The organism is Photobacterium japonica (assembly GCF_050337005.1).
In the GTDB taxonomy this organism is placed as follows: domain Bacteria; phylum Pseudomonadota; class Gammaproteobacteria; order Enterobacterales; family Vibrionaceae; genus Photobacterium; species Photobacterium japonica.
The window spans coordinates 1-24,868 of the sequence record NZ_JAKJSN010000044.1; the positions used below are offsets into that span (position 1 = coordinate 1).

At 48.3% G+C, this 24,868-nt stretch carries 26 protein-coding genes and 1 riboswitch; of the genes, 13 read left to right on the top strand and 13 right to left on the bottom strand.

The window, feature by feature from the left end; translation table 11 throughout:
- Positions 1-153 precede the first annotated feature (153 nt).
- Positions 154-1,077, bottom strand: a complete 924-nt coding sequence (locus L4C36_RS16635) for an arginase family protein (protein ID WP_428478926.1) — start codon at positions 1,075-1,077, stop codon at positions 154-156.
- Positions 1,078-1,573: 496 nt separating this feature from the next.
- Between L4C36_RS16635 and L4C36_RS16640 the strand changes: the two genes are divergently transcribed.
- Entirely contained in the window at positions 1,574-1,834 is a 261-nt protein-coding gene (locus L4C36_RS16640) for a hypothetical protein (RefSeq protein ID WP_428478927.1), read from the top strand.
- 69 nt (positions 1,835-1,903) lie between these two features.
- Here L4C36_RS16640 and L4C36_RS16645 read toward each other — a convergent pair whose 3' ends face one another.
- The gene (locus L4C36_RS16645) at positions 1,904-3,547 is read right to left on the bottom strand and encodes a phosphoethanolamine transferase (RefSeq protein ID WP_428478928.1); all 1,644 of its coding nucleotides are present in this window, start codon (positions 3,545-3,547) and stop codon (positions 1,904-1,906) included.
- Positions 3,548-4,035: 488 nt separating this feature from the next.
- Between L4C36_RS16645 and pflB the strand changes: the two genes are divergently transcribed.
- Positions 4,036-6,333, top strand: coding sequence for a formate C-acetyltransferase (gene pflB, locus L4C36_RS16650; RefSeq protein WP_428478929.1), 2,298 nt, complete (start codon positions 4,036-4,038; stop codon positions 6,331-6,333).
- Between the two features lie 141 nt (positions 6,334-6,474).
- Here the strand turns inward: pflB and L4C36_RS16655 are convergent, their stop codons facing one another.
- Positions 6,475-6,843, bottom strand: coding sequence for a hypothetical protein (locus L4C36_RS16655; protein WP_428478930.1), 369 nt, complete (start codon positions 6,841-6,843; stop codon positions 6,475-6,477).
- Between the two features lie 336 nt (positions 6,844-7,179).
- Between L4C36_RS16655 and L4C36_RS16660 the strand changes: the two genes are divergently transcribed.
- The 6 genes from L4C36_RS16660 to L4C36_RS16685 all read left to right on the top strand — a co-directional run bounded on the left by L4C36_RS16660 (position 7,180) and on the right by L4C36_RS16685 (position 11,720).
- The gene (locus L4C36_RS16660) at positions 7,180-7,443 is read left to right on the top strand and encodes a hypothetical protein (protein WP_428478931.1); all 264 of its coding nucleotides are present in this window, start codon (positions 7,180-7,182) and stop codon (positions 7,441-7,443) included.
- A gap of 188 nt (positions 7,444-7,631) precedes the next feature.
- On the top strand, positions 7,632-8,288 hold the full coding sequence (locus L4C36_RS16665; RefSeq protein WP_428478932.1) for an NAD(P)H-dependent oxidoreductase: 657 nt from the start codon (positions 7,632-7,634) through the stop codon (positions 8,286-8,288).
- Positions 8,289-8,443: 155 nt separating this feature from the next.
- On the top strand, positions 8,444-8,884 hold the full coding sequence (locus L4C36_RS16670) for a hypothetical protein (RefSeq protein ID WP_428478933.1): 441 nt from the start codon (positions 8,444-8,446) through the stop codon (positions 8,882-8,884).
- A gap of 285 nt (positions 8,885-9,169) precedes the next feature.
- Positions 9,170-9,937 (top strand): ribonuclease H1 domain-containing protein, encoded by a 768-nt coding sequence (locus tag L4C36_RS16675; RefSeq protein ID WP_428478934.1) that lies wholly within the window; start codon positions 9,170-9,172, stop codon positions 9,935-9,937.
- Between the two features lie 144 nt (positions 9,938-10,081).
- Positions 10,082-10,879: a RecX family transcriptional regulator gene (locus tag L4C36_RS16680; RefSeq protein WP_428478935.1), complete on the top strand. Its 798-nt coding sequence runs from the start codon at positions 10,082-10,084 to the stop codon at positions 10,877-10,879.
- Positions 10,880-10,988: 109 nt separating this feature from the next.
- A complete protein-coding gene (locus L4C36_RS16685) occupies positions 10,989-11,720 on the top strand; it encodes an HAD-IIB family hydrolase (RefSeq protein WP_428478936.1) in 732 nt (243 codons plus the stop codon).
- Between the two features lie 103 nt (positions 11,721-11,823).
- Here L4C36_RS16685 and thiE read toward each other — a convergent pair whose 3' ends face one another.
- From thiE to L4C36_RS16725, 8 genes are all read right to left on the bottom strand, one after another.
- Positions 11,824-12,453: a thiamine phosphate synthase gene (gene thiE / locus L4C36_RS16690; RefSeq protein WP_428478970.1), complete on the bottom strand. Its 630-nt coding sequence runs from the start codon at positions 12,451-12,453 to the stop codon at positions 11,824-11,826.
- A gap of 13 nt (positions 12,454-12,466) precedes the next feature.
- Complete coding sequence (gene thiM, locus L4C36_RS16695; protein WP_428478937.1) at positions 12,467-13,276, bottom strand: hydroxyethylthiazole kinase; 810 nt, start codon at positions 13,274-13,276, stop codon at positions 12,467-12,469.
- A gap of 2 nt (positions 13,277-13,278) precedes the next feature.
- The gene (locus L4C36_RS16700; protein WP_428478938.1) at positions 13,279-13,950 is read right to left on the bottom strand and encodes a TenA family protein; all 672 of its coding nucleotides are present in this window, start codon (positions 13,948-13,950) and stop codon (positions 13,279-13,281) included.
- A 30-nt stretch (positions 13,951-13,980) separates the two neighbouring features.
- Positions 13,981-14,955 carry an ABC transporter substrate-binding protein gene (locus L4C36_RS16705; RefSeq protein WP_428478939.1) on the bottom strand — a complete coding sequence of 325 codons (975 nt, stop codon included), beginning with the start codon at positions 14,953-14,955 and terminating at the stop codon, positions 13,981-13,983.
- Between the two features lie 49 nt (positions 14,956-15,004).
- A complete protein-coding gene (locus L4C36_RS16710; protein WP_428478971.1) occupies positions 15,005-15,832 on the bottom strand; it encodes an ABC transporter permease in 828 nt (275 codons plus the stop codon).
- Positions 15,825-16,637 (bottom strand): ABC transporter ATP-binding protein, encoded by an 813-nt coding sequence (locus L4C36_RS16715; protein WP_428478940.1) that lies wholly within the window; start codon positions 16,635-16,637, stop codon positions 15,825-15,827. Before L4C36_RS16715 ends, L4C36_RS16710 begins: the two co-directional genes overlap by 8 nt.
- A 19-nt stretch (positions 16,638-16,656) precedes the next feature.
- A complete protein-coding gene (thiD, locus tag L4C36_RS16720) occupies positions 16,657-17,508 on the bottom strand; it encodes a bifunctional hydroxymethylpyrimidine kinase/phosphomethylpyrimidine kinase (protein WP_428478941.1) in 852 nt (283 codons plus the stop codon).
- Positions 17,509-17,580: 72 nt separating this feature from the next.
- Positions 17,581-17,678: riboswitch (TPP riboswitch) on the bottom strand.
- Between the two features lie 78 nt (positions 17,679-17,756).
- Positions 17,757-18,140, bottom strand: coding sequence for a VanZ family protein (locus L4C36_RS16725; RefSeq protein ID WP_428478942.1), 384 nt, complete (start codon positions 18,138-18,140; stop codon positions 17,757-17,759).
- Positions 18,141-18,293: 153 nt separating this feature from the next.
- Here L4C36_RS16725 and L4C36_RS16730 point away from each other — a divergent pair, with 153 nt between their 5' ends.
- The 5 genes from L4C36_RS16730 to L4C36_RS16750 all read left to right on the top strand — a co-directional run bounded on the left by L4C36_RS16730 (position 18,294) and on the right by L4C36_RS16750 (position 23,233).
- On the top strand, positions 18,294-18,464 hold the full coding sequence (locus tag L4C36_RS16730) for a hypothetical protein (protein ID WP_428478943.1): 171 nt from the start codon (positions 18,294-18,296) through the stop codon (positions 18,462-18,464).
- A gap of 262 nt (positions 18,465-18,726) precedes the next feature.
- The gene (gene ylqF, locus L4C36_RS16735; RefSeq protein ID WP_428478944.1) at positions 18,727-19,674 is read left to right on the top strand and encodes a ribosome biogenesis GTPase YlqF; all 948 of its coding nucleotides are present in this window, start codon (positions 18,727-18,729) and stop codon (positions 19,672-19,674) included.
- A gap of 366 nt (positions 19,675-20,040) precedes the next feature.
- A complete protein-coding gene (locus tag L4C36_RS16740; RefSeq protein ID WP_428478945.1) occupies positions 20,041-20,463 on the top strand; it encodes a hypothetical protein in 423 nt (140 codons plus the stop codon).
- 145 nt (positions 20,464-20,608) lie between these two features.
- Positions 20,609-22,678, top strand: coding sequence for a protein-disulfide reductase DsbD family protein (locus L4C36_RS16745; RefSeq protein ID WP_428478972.1), 2,070 nt, complete (start codon positions 20,609-20,611; stop codon positions 22,676-22,678).
- 9 nt (positions 22,679-22,687) lie between these two features.
- Positions 22,688-23,233: a protein disulfide oxidoreductase gene (locus L4C36_RS16750; RefSeq protein WP_428478946.1), complete on the top strand. Its 546-nt coding sequence runs from the start codon at positions 22,688-22,690 to the stop codon at positions 23,231-23,233.
- Positions 23,234-23,366: 133 nt separating this feature from the next.
- On the opposite strand, the gene L4C36_RS16755 is transcribed toward L4C36_RS16750, so the two are convergent.
- The gene (locus tag L4C36_RS16755; protein WP_428478947.1) at positions 23,367-23,885 is read right to left on the bottom strand and encodes an aminoacyl-tRNA deacylase; all 519 of its coding nucleotides are present in this window, start codon (positions 23,883-23,885) and stop codon (positions 23,367-23,369) included.
- Between the two features lie 65 nt (positions 23,886-23,950).
- Entirely contained in the window at positions 23,951-24,493 is a 543-nt protein-coding gene (locus L4C36_RS16760) for an NlpC/P60 family protein (protein ID WP_428478948.1), read from the bottom strand.
- Between the last annotated feature and the right edge of the window lie 375 nt (positions 24,494-24,868).

Consider the following 24,868-nt stretch of genomic DNA (forward strand, 5'->3'; position numbering starts at 1 on the left):
CGCTATTTTCTGCGCATGGCTGCCTTAAAAATTGCTCATTTGGCCCACCAAATCACACATTTTTTAAGTTGTCCTGCTTGAAAATAGCAGCAGCGATGGACGCAACATAATTAAGGGACACACCCTAGGGGAACTGGTGATTTATGTATGAATTTACGAACGAAATCCCCATACTGCATCGATGAGTTTTACCATGAATTCTTTAGACATACCGTTATTGTCAAGCTCTGGCATATACTCAACAAAATCGGCACCGACAAACTTAGGGCTAGACGAAAGGGTATGCACGAGATGCAGCGCTTCCCTCGCCGTTAAACCGCCGACATTTGGCGTTGCACAAGCACGGAAGATGCTGCCATCTAAGGCGTCATAATCAAATGATAAATAAATGTGATCGTAATCTTGTTCTAGTTTGGCCATTAACACGTCAACGACTGCATTGAAGCCATGCTTCTCAATAAACGACATATCATAATTGGTCATGTTCAGTTCATTGATTAAATCAAACTCGTTCCGCATGACATCACGCACACCAATATAATAAATATCTTTGGGATTGACTGCGCTGTCAGACGGAATATTCCAATCATTATGAGGGTACTGATTCGTTAGCAGCGCCAACGGTTTTCCGTGTAAGTTACTGTCAAGGCTATTATTAATATCTGCATGTGCATCCACCCAAACAACCGCGACTTTCTTACCTTTTTCTTTTTGGTAAAATTCCATTGTGGCTTGTAACGTTCCTACCGCAATAGAATGGTCGCCACCGATTGTGATTGGAATTCGGTTGTTCTGATAACTCGCTAAAAGCGTTGATTTAACATCATTCGCATAGTTAAAAAGGGCTTTATCTTTATGACCATTTTGAATGAGGTTTTTAACGTCAGACGTGACAACCACATCGCCGACATCAACGATATCAGAACCCCACCGTTGTGTTCTGACTTGAATCCAATCCGTCAGCCCTACCCATGAACGCTCGTCCATATCCCGAAGGCCATCAACCGTATTCTGTTCAGTCGTTACGCACCCGAGTTGATTAAACGGTGCTCCAATAATATCAAAGCCTTTTTTCATGTGTATTCCTTACGTTTCATTCAATCCATTTCGTATAATGTTGGGGATATAACTACATTCCTTAGTTACACATCCGCACACCACCATAACGACACATCAACTTAAACAATAAGCCACTGATATAAAATGACTTTAATCAACCCACGCATACAATCTGTAGAAACCTTCCGCCGCCCTTTCTCACATCTGAACTACATCACCGTTTTGCTGGTTAAAATGACACCTCACACCGCTCTCTACCGCGATGCTCTAGCGTAAATTCGCACGGTATCAATAAAATCAAACGGTGGCTCATGGCCACCAGCGCATGCATGTTTACCTGCACACAAGTTTCACCAAAATGTAGAGCACGCTCCCGCTTTATTATTCCATTCATTGTCTGCGATATCTTTGCTATACCTTACGCATGCAATGTTGTGGCATTGTGCTCAAAATACGCACAATCGCGTACATGCGATCCTACTTTCTAGCGGATCGCTCTTCGAGGAGTCACTACATGAAGATCTTCCAGTTTTTTATCAAAGGCAATGTCGTTATTCACACCGATATCCATGCCGAGAGTTATGACAGTGAGAAGTCACAGTTACTCGCACAAGGTTTTGCGTTGCATGGCGATCAGGTTGAGGCACTCAGTGTTGAAGAGGCATACAAGCAGATTCAACCTACTACGGATGTTGAAAATACAGAGTATCCCCTTCTCGGTCGGTTAGTCGACATGCCTCAGGCATTGGCATTAAGGGCGATATTGGGCGGCTAACAGCGGGGGGGCACGCTTGCGTTATACTCGGAAGCCTCCCATTTGGCGGCCTCCGATAGAAATAATACGCTAACGGCGACAGCTCACGAACACATCTTGATTCTTGCGGTAGGCATCGGTCTCTACGTCCATAATGCCAAGCAGCGAATCAAACAAGTTATCGTGAGAATATTGCTGCTCTTTCGCGTTCTGACGCAAGCATTGCTCATTCAGGTGTTTTTGTTGCTTGAAGCTATCAGAGAACCACATCAGCATCGGCACGTGAGTCTGCTCTTTGGGTGCAATGGAATACGGAATACCGTGCAAATACACGCCATCTTCCCCCAGTGATTCACCGTGGTCAGACAGATAAATCAGTCCCACATTGTACTTATCCGACACCGATTTTAGGTTTTCGATAGCTTGTGCAAGAAAATAGTCGGTATACAAAATCGTGTTATCGTACGTATTCACCAGTGCTTCATTGGTGCAATTTTCAATATCAGCACGCTGACAGTCAGGCACAAACTGTCGATGTGATTGCGGATAACGCTCAAAATACGTTGGCCCGTGGCTGCCTGATATATGGTAGAAAATGATGCTGTCTTGGGTTAAGCCTTGAGTATCCGCAGCGAAACCTTCTAACATGGCCGTATCATAGCAGTGATCGTTATTACACAACGGATCGGTATCATCCGGCATTTGTGTCATCTTTCTGATATGGTGAGCAACCCCTTTATCACCCCCATCGTGGTCACGCCAAATAGCGTGAATACCCGCGCGCTTCATGATATCGACGACATTATCTTGGTTATAGGCCGTCTCTTTATCGTAATTTGTACGGTTCATGTTAGAGAACATGCAAGGTACAGATACGGCTGTCGCTGTGCCACAGGAGGTGACATTTTGGAAGAAAATCGGATTGTCCGGCGCAGTATGCTGATTGGTTGGCTTATCGTAGCCATGATACTGGTAGTTATACACACGTGCCGTTTCCCCCAGCACAAATACCAATAAGGTGGGCTTACTGGCCTGTTTCGCTGCCGCCGTTTGTTTTGCATCCGTGCCGATTTCTTTGTAAGGCGCAGGTTCAACAAAATAGGTATCTCGGATGTAATTGTACGTACCCCAAACATATTCATTCGGAATGATCATTTTCTTCAAATGATGATTATTTCGCCCCACCGACGCGTAATCTTTGTAATACAACCCCGCAATGGCACCAATCACGAGCAGTGAAATAATAATGCCCCCCGCCTTCCAAGCAAAAAATGACTTAACGCCTGGAAATTCAAGCTTGGTGATCACCAATAACACTGCGGGTAAAACGCCCATCAACACAAACCAAATCACGGAATATGTACTCAGGTAACTGCTTGCTTCTCCGGCATTGGTTTCAAAGACATTTTCAATCATGCCGTAATCAACAAAAATGCCGTAGTTATACATAGTGTAACTAACAAGGCTGGACGTCAGCAGCAAAAAGATAAAAAAAGGCTTCGTGAAATAAGGCCAGTTAAATAACTGAAATATCACATGAAAGGCAGCACAAAAAAACACGGGGAGTGATAACACAAAGCCCAGTTTATAAGAATCCATGGCTGACATGATCTGCCATAGCTCATGGGCAATAGGTAGATTCACAACAACTGTATAGTAGAGCGCCAAAATAATCGGCAATTTATTGATAGATACGCGTGGTCTTGCTGGATAATTAAACACGGACTTTCCCATCCTATTATTATTTCACTCATTATGACTATAGTATTTACAATTTGTTTCAAAAAATCACTTGTCTTAATTTAAATGATTAAATTAAAAGCAATTGAGTGCCACTTGTTTTATATGCTATGCATCTATCTGTCGCTTCTTTGGCCTTATATTCTTGTATTAACTACGCACTGTCGCTCTCTATTCAGCCCTCTTCATTGCCAGCAAGCGCCTGATACAAGACAAAGAAAAACCAAATAATGCACAAAATGCATGGCTAATATGATAACCATTCATTTTGCTCATAAATTGGTTTTGTTTAGTATCACTCCCAAGTTAAAGACGTGAAGCAAACACGTATTCCCATTGACGTTTCAATATGTTGTGCCTCTTTGGCAGGGTCTTTTACACCCTGAATTTGAGCCTCAATATTCATGAAAGCATTAATGGATACCGCCTTTCTTGTTTCACGCCTGCTGTTTTCAAATACCCATTATTTTGAGGAATTAGGTATGACCATTCCAACCACAGCAATGTTAGACGCTTGGCAAGGCTTTACCGCTGGTGCATGGCAAACAGCCGTCAATACCCGTGATTTTATTCAAACGAACTACACGCCTTATGAGGGTGACGAATCTTTCCTTGCTGAAGCCACAGATGCGACCAAAACGCTTTGGAATAACGTACTGGAAGGTATTAAAGAAGAAAGCCGCACACATGCACCGTTAGATTTTGATACGGACCTGCCTTCAACCATTATTTCTCACGATGCGGGCTACATTAATAAAGATCTCGAAACCATCGTTGGCTTGCAAACAGATAAACCACTGAAGCGTGCCATTATCGCTAACGGCGGTATTCGCATGGTGAAAAACTCATGTGAAGTGTACGGCCGCGAACTTGACCCACGTGTTGAGCAAATCTTCACGGAATACCGTAAAACCCACAACAAAGCGTGTTTTGATCTTTACACCAAAGACATCATTGCTTGCCACAAATCCGGCATCATTACCGGCCTGCCTGATGCTTATGGCCGTGGCCGTATTATCGGTGACTACCGCCGTCTTGCGCTTTACGGTATCGACTTCCTGAAAGCGGACAAACTTGAGCAAATCAATTCGACCCAAGCCTTCCTTGAGCAAGGTCAGGATTTAGAAAAAACGATGCGCTTGCGTGAAGAGTTAGCGGATCAGGTACAAGCACTGGAAGATATCCGCACTATGGGTCTGAAATACGGCATTGATATGTCGTCCCCTGCCCGCACCGCACAAGAAGCGATCCAGTTTACCTACTTCGGTTATTTGGCGGCGGTGAAATCACAAAACGGTGCAGCCATGTCACTGGGTCGTACGTCAACGTTCCTTGATGTGTATATCGAACGTGACTTGGCCAACGGTGTGATCACCGAATCTGACGCGCAAGAGATGATTGACCACTTCATCATGAAACTGCGTATGGTGCGTTTCCTGCGTACACCGGATTATGATTCACTGTTTTCTGGCGACCCAATTTGGGCAACCGAAGCGATGGCGGGGATGGGTGTTGACGGCCGTACACTGGTCAGCAAAACCACCTTCCGTTACCTGCACACGCTGCACACCATGGGCCCAGCACCCGAGCCAAACATGACGATTTTGTGGTCTGAACAATTGCCTATCACCTTTAAGCAATACGCCGCGAAAGTGTCGATTGAGACATCATCGGTTCAGTATGAGAACGATGATCTGATGCGCCCTGATTTCAACAATGATGACTACGCCATTGCATGTTGTGTGAGCCCACAGATTGTGGGTAAAGACATGCAGTTCTTTGGAGCTCGTGCGAACTTGGCAAAAGCCTTGTTGTACACCATCAACGGCGGTATCGACGAAAAATCAAAAGTACAAGTGGGTCCACAGTTTGGCAAAGTCATGGATGAGGTTTTAGACTTCGGTACCCTGATGCCACGCTTTGATGAAATGCTGGATTGGCTGGCCACCCAGTACGTGACCGCATTAAACATCATCCACTACTCACACGATCGCTACAGCTATGAAGCGTCACTGATGGCACTGATGGATCGCGATGTACACCGTACCATGGCCTGCGGTATTGCCGGTTTGTCGGTCGTTGCTGATTCACTGTCTGCCATCAAGTATGCCAAAGTGACACCGATCCGCGATGAAGACGGCATTGCCATCGACTTTAAGATTGACGGTGACTACCCAGCCTTCGGTAACAACGATGACCGTGTTGATGCCATTGCCTGTGATTTGGTCGAACGCTTCATGAACAAAATCCAGAAGATGACCATGTACCGCAACGCAACACCGACGCAGTCTATCTTAACCATCACCTCTAACGTGGTGTACGGTAAGAAAACCGGTAATACCCCTGATGGCCGCCGTGCAGGTATGCCATTTGGTCCGGGTGCGAACCCAATGCACGGCCGTGACACCAAAGGGGCGGTAGCCTCACTGACATCTGTCGCGAAACTGCCGTTTGCCTTTGCCAAAGATGGGATCTCTTACACCTTCTCCATTGTGCCAAATGCACTGGGTAAAGAGGTGGATACGCAGAAGCAAAACTTAGCAGCACTGATGGACGGCTACTTCCACCATGAAGCAGACCAAAACAGCATTAACGTAGAAGGTGGCCAACACCTAAACGTGAACGTGATGAACCGTGACATGTTGATGGATGCGGTGGAAAACCCAGAGAAATACCCGCAGTTAACCATTCGTGTATCTGGTTATGCGGTACGTTTTAACTCACTGACCCGTGAGCAGCAACAAGATGTGATCACCCGTACGTTTACAGAGCGCGTCTAAGGCTCCCCCTCACTACGCGGTATCCCTATACGCGAATCAAGTAAACGGTGATAGAACGAAAAATGGCTCGCGATGGCGAGCCATTTTTTTAACTTTCAATAACATCACTTATAAAGCCGTCAGCTTTAAGCCTGTTAGTTTTTAACCCTTCACGACGGGCGTACTCTCTGATACACAACCCGCATCTTTATAACGGTTTGACAGACTCTGCAAAATTTCATCTTCCGTCAGTGCGCGACCCACTCGCTTTCGCTCTTTACTGTCAGGCGCAAACAACTCATCCACCAAGCGCACCATCATCACGGCTACATCTTGTTTCTGTGCCCCTTTGCTTTGCCATGCAATGGCTTCATTGAACCATTGATCTGACGGATTGCCGGATTGTTTCAAGATGATATAAATGTTGGTGGCATAAGAGACACACTGACTAGCTTTCGAGGGTTCTGCCGCCACGCTCATACTAGGGGCAGATAAGAATAATACGGACAATAATAGAAGTGTTTTTTTCACGATTCGCCTCAATAAGTTAGCTATCACCATAGCGCGCACAATAAGACACCTTTCCTGCATTCCCACTCAGACACAAGTGGCAATGAGGGCGTTTGAATTTTACGTCCAAAAGAATGAATGTGCCCCTCACTGTATGCATGTCGATTCCCGAGACATATCACACCTTGGAACATCAATTTCTCATCACGCAATTAATATGTTAGTCACTTGCAGTCACAGCAAAATATACGCCGAATAACAGATATTTACCGCCATCACACGACGACCAATACATCACCACTCTGTATTATATACACGGCATATCCCTTTAGATTCTCTTCATTTTATTGGATTAACATGATGTCAGATGTAAAACGTATTTCACGAGAAAAATTCACCTCAAGCCTCATCGTCATGGCGCTAGTCAGTCTCTGTGCTGCCGGATTGTCCATCTATCATTATCAAGAAGCTGTACTCATTTATTTCGATGATGAACGAATATTGACTTATGTACTTGCAGGCTGTGCTGGCGGCATGGCATTGATTCTGGCATTCGGCGTGATCCGTGGCATTTTGGTTTTAAAAGGCGTCATGAAAAGCAACATTGAATTCATTGATTAATGATTCATCTCTCGCGCTAGCCACACCGCTTGGCTAGCGCACTCTATACAACATTGTTTATACCTTGCTGCCCATAGGATTTTCTCCTTTTTTTTGCTAGTGTTTCCCTCATACTGGAACAACAATCACTGTTGTATCAACACGCAAGAATGATTTTGCGTTGACCCGACCGAAATATGGAAAGCATCATGACTCATCCTATTATCTCTGATCTCAACAACCGCTACACCGCCAAGCGTTACGATGCCTCAAAACGCATTCCCCAAGCCGATCTGGATATACTGTATGAAGCGATGCGTTTGTCGGCTTCGTCCATCAACTCACAACCGTGGAAATTCATTGTGATTGAAAGTGACGCCGCCAAACAACGTTTTCACGATACCTTCGCCAATAAGCATCAGTTTAACCAGCCGCATGCAAAAGCAGCGTCACACATCATTCTGTTTGCCCACAACCCGCACTACACGCGCGAAAACTATGCCTATGTTGTCGATAAAGGTATTGCCGATGGCCGCGTACAGCCAGAAAACCGTGAGCAAGCCTTTGGATCGTATGTCTTTGCCGATCTCAATACCGATGAGAATGGCTACAACGGCAGTTGGACCAATTCACAAACCTACATTGCCCTAGGTAACACTCTGCATACATTAGCGCGATTGGGCATTGATTCCACCACCATGGAAGGGATTGATCGTGAACTTATCGGTGAGATTTTCAAAGAAGAGTTAGATGGCTATGTGTGTAACATCGCGCTAGCTATCGGTTATCACCATGCCGATGAAGACTACAATGCCAATTTACCGAAATCACGCCTTGCCAAAGAAGTGGTTCTCACCGTGCTGTAGCAAAGAAATTTTATCCTGTTCATCCAAACTTTCGAGTGATTCATGATCTTTGAAAACAACAGGTTGTGAGTATTTACATCTGACAGAATACTATAACGAATAGAGGCTTTTGCCCTATACGGATTAACACGACGTACTATTCAAGGAAGAATGCAATGAAACCGTCACTCCATTACCTGTGCCCTTTGTGCGCGACGCAGTCAACGGCTGAATTAAAAGAAATTGATAAGCTTATCAAAGATAAGACAACAAACTGTCAGTCCTGCAACGGTGAGCTGGCATTAAATAACGAAGGGATTACCACCCTGACAGCAAGATGTGAGGAGATTAAAGCCGCGGGGACCTATCAGTTATGGGGCAGCTTGATCATGGTGGCTTCAACGCTGCTTCACTTTTCAGAAGTCATTACCATGCCCCTGCTTATCATCGGTTACGTAGCGACCGCGGGGCTTTATATTAAATCGCATTCCACCACCTTCCCGGATGCGATGCTCACTTTTTATGCCGATGACAGCGCTCATGATAGCAACACAGAAACAGCTGATATGGACTTAAACAACGAGAACGCAGCAAAAACACTGAATGACACCCCATAACGTCTGATCATCAGTACACAGGAGGGTATTGCGCCGCGACAACGCCGCAATGTCACAATAACGCAATGGCACAGCCACCTCGCATCACCCTCCTTGCTCATCCCCTCACCGACTTGTATCGTCTTCATACCCCTACCCGCTTTTGCACATCACTTTCCTTGTCATCGGCGAGCGATTAACATTTAATACCACTGACATGCACTTACGCATCCTGTAATCGCTATGGCGAATGAAAATACGCCGAGTAAGGTATGTGTGACCGAATCATTTTAGTAAGGGATCAGTTTGGCTAAAAAATATTACGTTGTCTGGCACGGTCGAAAAACAGGCATCTTTACCAATTGGGCAGACTGCAAAGCACAAGTCGATAAATTCAATGGCGCGAGATATAAGTCTTTCCCAACGTTAGCTGAAGCTGAAGCCGCTTTTGGCCAAAAAGCGTCACCGTCATCATCTCCAACGTCATCCCGTCGCGCCGCTCCTCAAACGAAAAAGAAAGCGGCTCCGCTGTCTCAAGCACAAATCACCGCGATGCCGTTTGATATTAAGATTTTCACCGACGGTGCCAGTGAGCCGAATCCGGGCGAATCCGGCACTGGGTTGGCCGTGTATGAACAAAACCAGCTAAGCGAGTTATGGTATGGCATTTATCAAGCCATGGGCACCAACAATACCGCGGAACTCAATGGCTTGTATCAAGCCTTAATCATGGCAAAAACAAAACTTGCGCAAGGCCGTTCGGTTGCCATTTATTGTGACTCGATGTACACCATTGATTGCATCACCAAGTGGGCAAAAGGCTGGGAATCAAAAGGCTGGGTGAGACCCGGGGGTGAAATTAAAAACCTCGACATCATCAAACCCGCGTATGCGTTATACCAAGAGATTGCGGCCAGCATCACCATTTACCATGTGAATGGACACGTGGGTATTGAGGGCAACGAACTGGCCGATAGAATGTCGATTATTGCGATTGAAGCGCAAGAAGAAGGCTTGAGCTTGTACCGTGAAACGGATGACATCGCTGAAATACTGGCCTGCCGTAGAGGCTAAAACACGGCAACATTCCGTTCTTAATATGCAACGCCTGCCCCTCTCCCATTCTCGGGATACGGCGAAGCACCGCATTCTATAGAAAACAAGATTGATCTGCATTACAGTCAAGGTCATACAGATCAATCATTCTTCGAGGCCATCATGTTTAATCAACGCCCTATAAAACAAGCCAAAACCATCGATAATGTGTACGGCAGTGCGTTTTATCACCTTGAAGCCAAAGACAGAACCATTGATGAGCTCAGAAAAAAACTCGTCGCCAAAACCGATAACCAAGAATGGATTGATACCGTCATCAATGACTTAATTGATCGCGGGTATTTAAAATCTGATGACAGATTTGCCGCTAACTTCACTGAAATGGCCTTCAGTGCAGAGAAAGGCAGCCAATTCATTCAATCGAAGCTGAAAGAAAAAGGCATCAGCGAAGCCACCATTAGCGAAGCGATTGCCTACGTCATGCAGCGTGACAACATTTGCGAGATGACCTTGCTGCAACGCCGTCTCGCGAACATGCGGCTTGAGTCATTATCCAGTGATAAATTGCATGCCACGTTAACAAAATATGGGTTCAAATCATCCGATGTGCGTGACGCGGTTCAAGCGCACCCTGTGGCCGCTTCATTGCCATCTAAAATGCAAATCAAGGCGGATAAAACCGACATCACCAAAGAAATCGAAAGGMTTGCCCGTAAATTAAAAGGCAAATCGACCATTCGTCSGGARCTACAACAAAAGCTGATTGATGTGTCTCATTTTGATGAACAAGTCGAGAAGTTAGAGTTGAATGGCACTATCGATTTTTATGAAAACTGCCGCTTACGCTTAGAGAAAAAACGCTTCGACTTGTCGAACTCAAAAGACAAAAGCAAAGCCTATGCGTACCTGTATTCACATGGCTTTTCGTCTGATGAAATCAAGGAAACGCTGGGAAATTAAATACACACGGGGTAATAAAATTAAGGGGTGGATAACGAAAAGGGAGACATGATGTTGCTAAACTTATTTTACGCACTTTTCCTTCATCCCTAAATAGGCTAGTGAGATTATGATAAAAATGCTGGTATGCGACTTTGATGGCACAATCAATGGTGGCCCATCGCGCGGTGTGCATGAACTTTCTGACTACCTCAGTACGCAACACGATTTACACTTTGTCATCGCGACCGGCCGAACCTTTCCTTCCATCACCGATGGACTCACCACCGAAAACTACCCGTCTCCCCGCTGCATCATTAGCGATGTGGGCACCCAAATTCACCATGACCACGACCATGGGGCAGATGCCCTTTGGCAACGTCAATTAGAAACTAAATGGCGCAAATCGGCCATTCAAGAGGCGCTCAGCCATATTCCGTTTCTCGGTGAATGCCATGCCCTGCACCAAGGGGACTATAAACTCACGTTTGAAGGGAAACTTAGCCCGCAACAATGTGATGCGGTTGCCGCACAGTTACTCTCCCACCAGATTGATGTGGATCTCACCTACTCACATGATTGGTTTTTAGACATCACTCCTAAAGGGGTCAATAAGGCAACGGCCATTCATTACTTAATGCAAAAGCACGGTTTATCTGTCCACGAAATTTGCGTTGCGGGTGATTCGGCCAACGACACCGCCATGCTGACCATGCCCGGTATCAATGCCATTTTAGTCGCGAATCATTACCCTGAAGTGGCGCACTTGTCAGCCTTGAATCATGTTTACACCAGTACGGCATCCCACGCGGAAGGAGTACTCGAAGGGTTAAAATACTGGCAGGGTGTGGCCATCAGATAATGCCTAATGACATCGCTGAATGGCAATGCTTGCTGACCGACTTTGGGGTAAAAGAGTCAGACAAACATTGCCATCATGGTGTGCGTCGCAGGATGATACTGGGTTAGTGTACCGTAGGATGTGATAACGCTATCAACAGATCCGACGCTGCTTGTTTCGGGCTCGGAGCATGGCAAATCGCGGAAACCAATGCGACACCATCCACCTCAGTCGCAATAACCGCCGCCAAATTCGTTTCGTTAATACCGCCAATGGCTACAATGGGGAACGAACTCTGCGCCACGGCTTTCGTCAAGCCCTCAATGCCCCACGCTTTCTTGATATTGGTTTTGGTCGGCGTGGCAAAAATGGCACTCAACCCTAAATAGTCCACAGGCATGGCTTCTGCGTCCACCAGCTGCTGCTCATTTTCTACCGACAAGCCGAGAATTTTTTGCTCACCGATCAATTGGCGCGCTATATCGGCAGGCATGTCAGATTGTCCTAAGTGCAGCCCGTCGGCATCAACCGCCAACGCCACATCCACCCGATCATTGATGATCAGCGGCACACCGGTTCCCTGCAAAATGGCTTTCACTGCTTGTGCACGCTCAATAAAGGCACGTACATCGCCGTGTTTTTCACGTACTTGCACCATGGTGACGCCGCCAGCGACCGCTTCTGCCACCACCATTTTCAGGGTATCAATATCTTGCTGATCATCCGTCACTAAATACAGACGGTATGGATTCATTTCCGTCATCGTCCTACCCCATCTTCAAACGTTGCATTAACGTTTCTTCATCTAACTGATACAGCGCATCAAGAAAATGAAGCTGTAACGTGCCTGGTCCGTTGGATTGCTCGGCGGCAATTTCACCCACTACGCCCATCACGGCAGCCGCTGCCAATCCCGTGGTTTCGCCAACAGCGGCAAACGCACCCGTTAAGGCCGACAACGTACACCCCATGCCCGTTACGTAAGGCATCATGGCATGGCCATTGTGCAATGCGGTTATCCCCTGCGCTGTCACGATGTAGTCGACTTCACCAGAGATCACAACAGAGCAACGGTAAGCCTTAACCAGATACTGGGCAGACTCCACCGCCGTTTCGCTGCTATCTAGCGCATCAACACCTTTACTTTTCCCCTCTTCACCCGCTAACGCGATAATTTCAGAGGCATTACCACGAATGATCAGAGTTTCTGCAGCATCCGCAAGGCGACGAGAGGTTTCGGTTCGCAAGGTGCTGGCCCCGCACCCAACAGGATCCAGTACCACGCACTTCTTATTCACGTTCGCCTGCTCAACCGCATACGCCATGCGCGGCGTCCACTGGCTATCGAGCGTACCGATATTAATCACCAAGGCGCCGCAGAAGGTCATCATCTCCGCCATTTCTTGCTGCGAATGCGCCATGATCGGTGATGCGCCGATCGCCAGCAGCGCGTTCGCCGTATTGTTCATCACCACATAATTGGTGATATTCACCACCAACGGCTTTTGCTTACGCACAGCCTGAAGTGAATCAAAAATGAGTTGTGTTTGTGCAGGCGAATGAGCTTGTATCCTCATGATTATCCTTCCTTCAGGGCATTTAAGCCTTGCTGCCAAAATGCCACTTCCATGCGGGTAGCGGTTTTAAAAACGCTGACCAGATGTTGGCCACGCGGACTAGTTAACTCAATATCGCGTAATAAACCATCAAGATGTTCGGTCCCTCTCGCGACACCTTGCTGGAACTCATCGCCGCTGTACAACGCAACCCAACTCGCATACGGGTTACCTTCTACCACCGTACTCGGCGCAGCTGCCAACAAACGGCCAATGGCAGCATAGCCGATTGCACAAGGCGCTAACGCGGTGTACAAATCGACGATATCGCCTGTCATGCCCGCATCCAATACATAGCGGGTATAAGCGACGGTGCCGACATCCTCGGCTTCGGCTTCCATGTCCGCTTCGGTTAATCCCCATTGCTCACAATAGGTCACATGGTGAGCAATTTCTGAATCCAGTAACGCGTGCACACTGGGTAAGGCTTTACGCATGTCCGCTAAGGTGCGCGCTTTATAAATCGCCAACGCATAAGCGCGGGCATACTGCTTTAGGAATAAAAAATCTTGCTTGAGGTAATGCAAATAACACGGCTGGGCTAACGTCCCCGCCCCCAACTGTTGCACAAACGCATGCTGGGTATATTCCGTCCAATCTTTTTGGCAAGCTTCAATCAAATCTTGATGGTTCATCGCACTGTGTTCCTTATTCGTTCGTATTCGTTATTGAAAAGACGGCACGTAATCTTGCGCTTTCGGAAGTGTTTCAATGATCTTGTGCGCCTGCATGAACGCGGCATAGTCATCGTAACGTTTCAGATCCACCGCCGCTGGACGCAAGGCATAACGGGTCAAGGTGTCCTTCCATGCGCGGTGGTTAAGTGCGTTATCTAATGTATCTGGGGCATAGGAAACGAAGGTTTTCCATGCCGCATCCGGGTGATTCACTATATATGTGGTGGCCTGCTCAAGGGCGTGATTAAACGCTTGAATCGCCGCTTTGTCGTACGTGTTCGCATTGGCGACAAACACCAGTTCATCATACGCTGGCACACCGTGCTCTTCGGGGAAAAAGGCTTTCGCTTTGTAGCCTTCTAACGCCAATTGGTTGGTTTCAAAGTTACGTAAACCACCCCAAATCGCATCCACTTTGCCAGAGGCTAACGATGACGATAACGCCCAGCCCACGTTGATGATTTTCACGTCATCCATGCTGAGACCACCGCTGTTAAGCATGGTGCCAATGGTCGCTTCTTCATTGCCCGCAATCGCGATGCCGATTGTCTTGCCTTTAAAATCGGCCATGCTGTTGATGCCTTTGCCTTCCAACACCATCAGGGTGTTTAACGGGGTGGCGATTAAGGTCGCCGCACGCACCAACGGCAAACCCGCCGCAACATCAATGGTTAAGTTCGGTTGGTAAGTAATGGCAAGATCCAGTTTATTCGCCGCCACCAGCTTAGGCGGCATGCTTGGGTCAGCAGGCTCTTGAATGGTGACGTCTAAGCCATTCGCGTTGAAATAGCCTTTCTCTTTCGCAATCACAATGGGGCCATGATTGGGGTTCACGAACCAATCCAGCATCAAGGTCAGCGGCTGTGTTTTAGCGGCGGTATCCGCAAGCGCGGCACCCGACATCATGAGCGATACAAGAAGTGCAGCCGCCGAGGCGACGTATCGCATGCCTGTCTTTTTCATTGTGTGTCCTTATTCTGGTGTAGTAAGAGGGTAATTATGACGCTCAGCGTTAATCGGCTTGCCAAGGGATCAGGCGTTTTAGCAGTGTGTCTGTGATGAAATACAGCGACACCGATAATGCAGAAAGGATGAATAACGCAGCAAACATCTCATCAATCATCATGCGGGCATTGGCTTGGAGCATCAGGTAGCCCAGCCCTTCACTGGACCCCACCCATTCACCGGCTACTGCACCGATCGGGGCGATCACCACTGCGACACGGATCCCCGACGCCAAGGTTGGCAATGCCGCTGGCAACTGCACATAACGCAGCCGTTGCCATTTCGTGGCACCCATGGTGCTGACTAAATCGAGGTACCCTGTTGGGGTATTGCGTAAACCGTCATAGCAACAGGTCGTCACGGGGAAGAAAATGATCAACGCGGCCATCACCACTTTCGATCCAATGCCGTAACCCAACCACAACATCAGCACCGGCGCGATAGCAAACACAGGAATAGCCTGACTGGCGATCAATAACGGTAATAACCAACGTTTTAGCGGTTTGAACAGCAGCATTTGCAACGCAAAAAACAACCCCATGGATAACCCCAGCAGTAAACCCAGCAGGATTTCTTGCGCGGTTACCCAAGTGTGTTTCAACAACACATCATGCCGCTGCACCATGCGTTCAAACACATCCAACGGCGCCGGCAAAATGAACGACGGCATAGCAAACACCACCACAATGGCATGCCAGATACCAACGATGATCGCCGCACTGATCGCCACTCGCACCACAGGATGCGATAACGGGGACGCGGAAACAGCCGCCTTTGTGGAGGATGACGACTGTACAGCAGAGGATGCGGGCGTTAATGGGGTCAAGTTATTCATCATCTTGCTCCAAGCGCGTTAAGATCTCTTGCTGCAGGCGGGCGCAATCGGCATCGTAGTCACGCGGTGTCGTCGACGCTGGCACTTCAAGCGCCGTCGCCCTAGCAGGTTGCCCTTGCAGGATGTACAACGCATCGGCCAGACGCAGGGCTTCTTGCGGATCATGGGTGATCAGCACCACGGTTTTGCCTTTCAGTAGCGTGCAGGCGAGGTTTTGCAATTTATGGCGTGTGACGGCATCGAGCGCCGAAAAAGGCTCATCCATCAGTACCATGGGTTTGTCTTGCATCAAGGTACGCGCCAATGCCACCCGTTGACGCATCCCGCCAGAAAGTTGCTGAGGGCGATAATGCGCTTTGTCGGCTAAGCCCACACTGGCTAATAGCGTGAGGGCTTTATTTTTGGCGTGACTGGCGAGATCAGCATGATGGGTGGTGGAATCGGAGGAACGATGCGATGCTGGCGCACCAAATCGCGTACTCAACATGACGTTATCCAGTACCGTTAACCACGGCATTAACAGATCTTGCTGACCCATGTAAGCGATGTGTCCGTTCAGATCAGACACGGGTGTCGTGGTTAGACGCCCCTTCCACGCGACGTTGTCACCCAATAACCCGGCTAAATAGCGTAACAGCGAGCTTTTCCCGCACCCACTGCGCCCCAATAAACAGGTCCATTGGCCAGCGGGGATCTGCATGTTCAACCCCGCCAACGTTGCCGTTTCACTGTCGAGATAGCGTAAATAGCCGTCTTCAATCGTCACCGTCACCGCACGAGGGGGCGCTAACGGTGACGGCTTCATGGACGTCACACATGGCGTGTTAACGGACATCATTATGCCCAGGGAAGAAATGGTGCACAGGGCCATGACCTTGACCAATGTCTAACGCGTCAGCATGCAAAATCGCCTGTGAGATATACTGTTTGCCCAACGTCACCGCTTGTAATAAATCGTTGCCTTGTGCCAGATAAGACGCGATCGCCGACGACAAGGTACAGCCTGTGCCATGGGTATTGCGGGTTTGTACGCGTTTTGCGCTCAGTTGCTGCACAGCATCGGCGAAAATCAGCAAATCGTTACTGTTCTCGTCTTGCTCAAGATGGCCACCTTTTAGCAATACCGCTTTGGCACCTAACTGACGCAGGTCAGCAATCATCGCCGTCATGTCCGCTTCGTTAGCCGGTACCTGACCACCCACCAGCGCCGCCGCTTCTGGCAGATTCGGGGTGATCACATCCGCCAATGGCAACAATTCGGCCTTCAATGTGCTGATGGCCGAGGTTTCCAATAACAGATCCCCGCTGGTGGCCACCATGACAGGATCCACCACCACATAGGCAGGACGATATTGCTTAATTTTGGCGGCAACGACCTTGATGATATCGGTATCAGCCAACATACCCACTTTCACCGCCACCACATTCAAATCGGAAAATACCGCGTCGAGCTGGAATTCCACATGTTCAAACGGGATAGGACAAATGGCAGAGACGCCCAACGTATTTTGTGCCGTGATCGCCGTAATGACCGAGCAGGCATAACCGCCCGTCGCAGAAATCGCTTTAATATCAGCTTGAATGCCAGCACCGCCGCCACTGTCTGAACCGGCAATGGTTAATACAATCGGCGTTGAGACAACAGGTTGTTGCGGAGTGTACGATAAAATAGACATGATAATCCCTTGAACTGACGTTCTAGAACATATCAAGCCCATACAGGGATAATGAGAAAGGAAAGATCATCATCTGCAAGACAGATAGTTCCCTACGCCAGTGTTAACTGAATCAGGTTCAACGGGTCTCGCAAAGCGATCTCAGCCATCAGGCTCCCCGACTACACTGCTGCGATAGTAACAATATTTAATAAAAGAGCAACATATCAAACTTGTATTGTATTGATTATGTGTATCAAAACACTTTTTCACATGCTTTTCGAAACATTTGTGTTGGTAAAATGACTCACCACATAACGGGCAAGCATCGCCAATGAAATGCCACACACAATACCGCCACCATTCGCGGCCATGTCTAACCACTCCCCATAACGGTTCACATACGGTTGAATCAGCTCTATCGCCCCACTCCACAACCAAAACACGCCACCCAATGCGATCCAGTATCGCGGTCTGACAAACGCCGCTGGGAACATTAACGCCGCATAAGCAATAAAATGGTGGGTTTTATCCGTTCCCGGCACCGTTGGCAAACTGGGCATGGGCGACAGGGATAACAGCGTGATAGCCAACAGTGTTAAAACGGTAATTGCCACCCAGTAGCGTTGCATTAAACGGAAAATCATTATCATAAGAGCTCAATATAAAAAAGGGTGCATAACTTACTATGCCCTTCACGTAATCACAAGATGACCAAGATCAAGCTGTCACCTATTTCACTCTCAAACGGTATACCGCTTGTCTACGCTTATAGTAAGCCCTTTGAGTGCCAGCAAGGAGGAGTTATGGACTTTTCAGAACGCATGAAGTTACGCGGCAAAGCCGAAGAAGACCTGTATTTTGCAAAACGTGACAAAGCCCTTATTGATGCCATCCATGATATGGCGGCAGAGGGCCGCATCAAGCAATGGCATGAAAATGTAGACAAGGACGATGACCGACCCCCTCGCACATGAACAGGCACGACAACGGCAACCCGATTCGCTAACGTGGCTGGCTATCATTAACGCACAGTAAATACGCGCATCTCCGTTTACCTTCTGCCGCTTCCACAGCAACGGCGTGAAAAGATTTATGTATATCAAGAAGTACGTTACACTTCCTCACAAACCGTAATCGTTGGTGATGCAGGCGACTGCTGCAAATAACCGACATGAATTCCACCGGTTGCGCTTACCCAAGGTGCTCGCACGCCGGAAAAGAAAATAGAGCTTCCCTATGAGTAACACCATCCAGTGGTTCCCGGGCCACATGCACAAAGCGCGTAAAGAGATTGAGGAAGTACTTCCAAAGATCGATGTGATCATTGAAGTGCTTGATGCCCGTATCCCTTTCAGTAGCGAAAACCCACTGATCAAAACCTTTCGTGAAAAGAACAACAAGCCTGTCGTTAAAGTGCTGAACAAGCGTGACTTGGCGGATCCGGAAATGACGGAGATGTGGATCAATCACCTTGAAAAAGAGCAAGGCGTAAAAGCCATTGCCATCACCACTGAAAACATTAACGAAGTGAATAAAATCACTGAGCTGTGCCGCAAATTGGCGCCACACCGTGAAGACATGGGCAAGCATATTCGCACCATGATCATGGGTATCCCGAACGTGGGTAAATCGACCATTATCAACACCCTTGCGGGTCGTTCAGTGGCGATTACCGGTAACCAGCCAGCCGTTACCCGTCAGCAGCAGCGTATTAACCTGCAAAACGGGATCGTACTGTCTGATACCCCTGGAATTTTGTGGCCAAAAGTGGAAAACCCACACAGTGGTTTCCGCCTTGCCGCAACGGGCGCAGTGAAAGATACCGCGATGGATTACATCGATGTGGCTTTCTTTACCGTTGAATACTTGGCACAAGCCTACCCTGAGCGCTTGAAAGCCCGTTACGACATTGACGAGCTACCAGAATCTGAAATCGAAATGATGGAAGAAATCGGTCGCAAGCGTGGTTGTCTGAAATCAGGTGGTCGCGTGGATCTGCACAAAGCCTCTGAAATTCTGATCAATGAACTGCGTAACGGTACGCTGGGTCAAATCACGATGGAACGCCCAGAAATGATCACCCAAGAGTTGATCGATGTGGCTGTAGAAAGCGAGCGCAAAGCCGAAGAAAAAATTCGCGTAAAAGAAGAGCGTCGTAAGCGTTACTTGCGTAACAAGCGCTAATTTTCACGACCGTGTCTGCGTAAAAACAGGCGCATTGCAAAAACGGCATCGTCGTCATGCAATCTGGAGCCACCTGCACTGAGCGGCAGGTGGCTTTTTCACCCTTGCAGCCCTGCAAAAAAACAACGAAAATAGCCCATACTCAAGTGAACGCCCAATACCCTTTCGTTGAAGATCGCATCTTGAGGGAATTTAGGGTGATAGGGAAACTTTTCGTGCTACGGCCGGTCTGATTTCGTTCAAGCATGTTTATTTTCAGCCTGTTGATACCCAACACGCTGACTGAAGTAAGGTCTAAAAACGTTTTTCATGTATGCCACTGACACACGCCGCCAACGAGCCAAATACGCCCTATGGTTAATCGCCATGGCGATGTTTGTGTGCACCAGTCAAAATACACGACTAACAACGACCTGCTCGGCATCACCGACCGTCAACGCGGTTGATACGCTTAACGCGACCTTTATCACCGGCAATACACCGGCGTTGGCACAATCAAACCCTATCGTCGCGTTTCTTGCCATGCAGATCGACGCGTTGCACGCCGAAGCGCAACAAAATGATGCCCTCACCCGCATAGCCAACAGCGACATCAGCAACGCCTGTTCGCTGACTGACCACCTGCTACCGTGGCACTCGCCCCAACTTGAACACGGCATCATCAATTTACTGTTTATCGTCCTTACCTTTGCTGTCTTTGCCGGCGCAGGGTTACTGGTACCGGTTCTCACTGAACCGATTATTCCGACGCAGCGGCGTCACCTGACTTTTTGTGTTTTCCGGGAATGAAACCGGCTGAGTCCATTCTGGCCATCGCGTAAGCGCGTTCTGTAACGTTTTTATTTTTGGAGTCACCACAGTGAATCACCTGTATCCACACGGCCGCATCGAAGCTCGCCGTGTCTCAACCACCCGTACTTTCGTTGTGCTAATCATGGCATTCATGAGCCTGTTCATGTCGTTAAATGCATGGGCAAACAACGCCTCTACGGGGTGGTTAAATAACCCAGACCACCCGCCTATTCAAGTGCGCTTTATGCTCACAGGGCAAACCGATCCGGCCGCTAAAACAGTCGAAGGGTTGCTTGAAGTCCAACTGAATGATGATTGGAAAACCTACTGGCGCAGCCCGGGCGAAGGTGGTGTTGCCCCCTCGATTGATTGGGCATTGTCCAGCAATGTCAGCGATGTCGACTGGCATTGGCCGATGCCAAAACGCTATGAGTTCTTAGGCGTAGAAACCCTTGGCTATAAGCACCACATTAATTTCCCCATGACTTTGCACATTGAAGACATGGAGAAGCCGGTTTTTGTGTCCGGCAAATTAACCATGTCGTCGTGTACCAATATCTGTGTGCTGACCGACTACGAGATCACGCTAAACTTCCAACCGAACGCGGTACGTTATAACGAAGAAGCCATGCACTTGTACAACCAAGGCATGAGCCACGTCCCACAAGCGCAACCGTCCGTCACCATTGATGCCGCCAGTTGGGATGAAAAAAGTCGTGAGCTCACGCTGGTTGCTACCAACAGCTTAGGCTGGCAGCAGCCGGATGTGTTTGTCGATGGCGACACCCAGAACGTGAAAGACGCTTCATTCTTAAAGCCGACTGTCGACATTAATGGCAACACGCTGATCGCAACAATGCCGGTAAACAGCTGGTTTGGCACACCAAAACTGAACAATGAAACCTTGAATATCACCATCAGTGATAACGGTTTTGCGGTCGAAGAAACGGCGGTTGCCAGCCATCAACCCCTTGCGATCCCCGTAGATAGCAGCACTAACTTATGGGAAATCATCGGCTTTGCCCTGCTGGGTGGCTTAATCCTGAATATCATGCCTTGTGTGCTTCCTGTTTTGGGGATGAAACTGAGTAGCGTGATTGCGGCAGAAGGGTTGGCACGAAAACAAATTCGCTTGCAGTTTTTGTCGTCGGCAGCTGGCATTGTGACTTCATTCTGGCTACTGGCAGGCTTCCTGATCGCACTGAAAGTATCAGGGCAAGCGCTCGGCTGGGGCATTCAGTTCCAGAGTCCGTTTTTCATTGGTGCGATGGTGGTGATCACCGCCCTTTTCGCGGCCAACATGCTGGGGCTGTTTGAGATCCGCCTGTCGAGCAATACCAATACCTGGTTGGCCACCCAAGGGGATGAGTCTTACGTCGGTCACTTTGTGCAAGGCATGTTCGCGACCCTACTGGCAACGCCGTGCAGCGCGCCATTCTTAGGTACCGCCGTGGCCTTTGCCTTGGGCGCCGATATGCTGACCTTGATCGCTATCTTCACTGCGCTGGCCATCGGTATGGCAGCGCCGTGGTTGGTGATTGCCCTCTTCCCACGCTTGGCACAAATGCTGCCTAAGCCGGGGGGGTGGATGGACAAAGTCAAAACCCTGTTTGGCTTCATGATGCTTGCGACCAGCGTGTGGTTACTGAGCTTGATGACCAACTTCCTCAGCACGCCTGTGGTAGCCATTATTGGTGCACTCATGCTAACCGTGTTGCTATGGCGATTGGGCAAAACGAAAGGCCGTAAACCGGTGATCTTCGCACTCGCCATGGTGGTACTGGGTAGCGGTGGTGGTTTGATCGCGGGCAGCATGACCGCCGATAACTGGTCAACGCCACTCCCGCAAGATCATGCATGGCAGCCGCTGGATGTAGAAGCGATTGATGACTATGTGAAAGCAGGCAAAACCGTGGTGGTGGATGTCACGGCCGATTGGTGTATCACCTGTAAGGTCAATAAAGTCAGTGTGCTATTGCAAGATCCGGTACACAGCCAACTTGCCGGCGACAACATCGTGCTTATGCGTGGTGACTGGACCAAACCGTCAGATTACATCACCGGCTACCTACGCTCAAATGGCCGTTACGGGGTACCGTTTAATATCGTCTATGGTCCGAAAGCACCGAAAGGCATCCCCCTACCGGTGATCCTGACCAATGATGATGTGCTCAATGCGCTATCATCAGCTGCACAGTCCGCCACACAGTAAGGCAAGCTGATGACGACATCTCAAGATAAACACGCATCGGCACAAACGGGTGCGAATCCCCCTTCTTCACCCCGTTGGAAACGCTGGTTGAAAGAAGCAGTATGGATGCTGATATTGGTGACTGTTGTCAGTATGGGGGTGGACATGTGGCGCAGTCGCAATCTGCCGACGGACACGCTACCAACACCACACCTGCAAACGTTACTTGGTGAGCAGATGGATTTAGCCGCTCTCAGCCAAGATGAACCCGTCATGCTGTATTTCTGGGGATCATGGTGTTCTGTATGCCGCTTTGTGAGTCCCGCCGTTAACTGGTTGGCGGATGACTATCGCGTGATCACTGTGGCGTTAAACTCTGGCGATGATCGCCGGTTAGCTGCCTATCTGGATCATCATGATTACCGCTTTACAACGATCAATGATCAACGAGGTAATATCATGAAAGCGTGGGGATTCACGGCAGTACCCACGGTGGTGATCATAGAGAAAGGCAAGGTCGCCAGTGTGACCACCGGCTTTACCAGCCTGCCTGGATTGTGGCTAAGACTGCAATAACCGCCACACACTCCGCCCAATATAGACATAGCCCACGGCATCATGCCGTGGGCTATTTTTTTAGACCTGTCTCGAAGTAGTCTTGTACAGTCTGTCTAGTACGATCATCAATCGATAAACACTGCGACGTGATTCACTCCCACTCCCAGTGTCGCCCTTCATGCCCTTGTGAATACATCATGCGATAGCCGCTAATGTTTTGGTGCGGTACGTCTTTCATGATCTTTTGGAACTGCGTTTGATCCACATGGATCAAGTGCTTGTGGTCACCGGACTCAATGTACAACTCGTCTTGTTCGAGCAACATGTCATCCACCAGCATATCCACCTGATAAGCAGGTCCTAATGAGGGCACCGCACCCGGTTCACAGTCTTGAAAGAGCTGCGATAACTCATGCTCCCCGACCAAGAAATACGGTTTGCCGAGCATGCGACTGATTTTATCAATCATCACGCGTCGGTTAGAGGGCACGACCGCCATTAAAAATTCGCCTTGCTGATCTTTTAGCACTACCGCTTTAGCGACTTGCGCCGTCGGAACGTGAGACGCAATAGCGGAACTAAAAGATGTGTCAGTGTGCTTATGCTGGGTGAGATTAAAATCGATATTGTTATTGTCCAGGAACTGCTCGACAGTCATTGCGATAGCCATAGGATCACCTCGTTTACGTTTTGGTGCTCCTAGAGTATAGCGGTCTATCGAGATCAGCATCTCACCTACGGGGTAATACGACGGGCTTGCCAATAGGTGCGTTGCCAGTATGGATTGTTCAGACTAGAGATCATGACACCCTGTGAGGTTGATGCATGCAGGAACTGTTCATCACCGACATAGATCCCCACATGGCGCAGGTTACGACCCGTTTTAAAGAAGACCAAATCCCCTTTTTTGAGTGCTTTTATATCCACCCATTTGCCTTTACGCACTTGCTCAGACGTCGTGCGCGGCAATTGCATTTTCAGGACATCAGAAAAGCCCACTTGTACAAATGCTGAACAATCAATGCCTTTACGGCTGGTGCCGCCTAATTTATACGGCGTGCCTTGCCACTGACGATAGACCGTATCAAACGTCGGGGTTGATGACAGTGGCACGTCCATCGGTATATAGGTATAGCGGGGATCGTTACCACTGGTGCGGTGGTTTGCTGAGTGCTTCTGTGATTCCAGTGTCTGGGAGTTTGATTGATCATGATCCGGGGCAGAACTGCAACCTGTGACCAAGCCTGCCACTAACATCGTATATACTGCTATTTTCACCGCTCACGCTTCCTTTACTGCAATCGAAATGACAATTATTTATGGTGGATAATTGTGGATTCTATCAAGTTTAGACCCTATCAACCATGTAATCCTCACAAGAAAAGGCACATTGATGGCAAAATATGCACATCCTGTTTTTTCCAGCCCTTCATATGAAAAAACACACCCTTTTATTTGTCTCGTTATGACGCTGAACCACAAAAAATAGCCTGCATCACATAATCCGAACGCGCAAAAATGCAGCGCTAAGATTACGGTAAGGTAGTAGCGGTAAAGGAATAATGAAAGGATGAGAAAAGGAGTAAATGAGAAAGGTTATGCAGCGAAAAACAAAAAAAAGGCTAGCAAAAAATGCTAGCCCATAAACTCCAC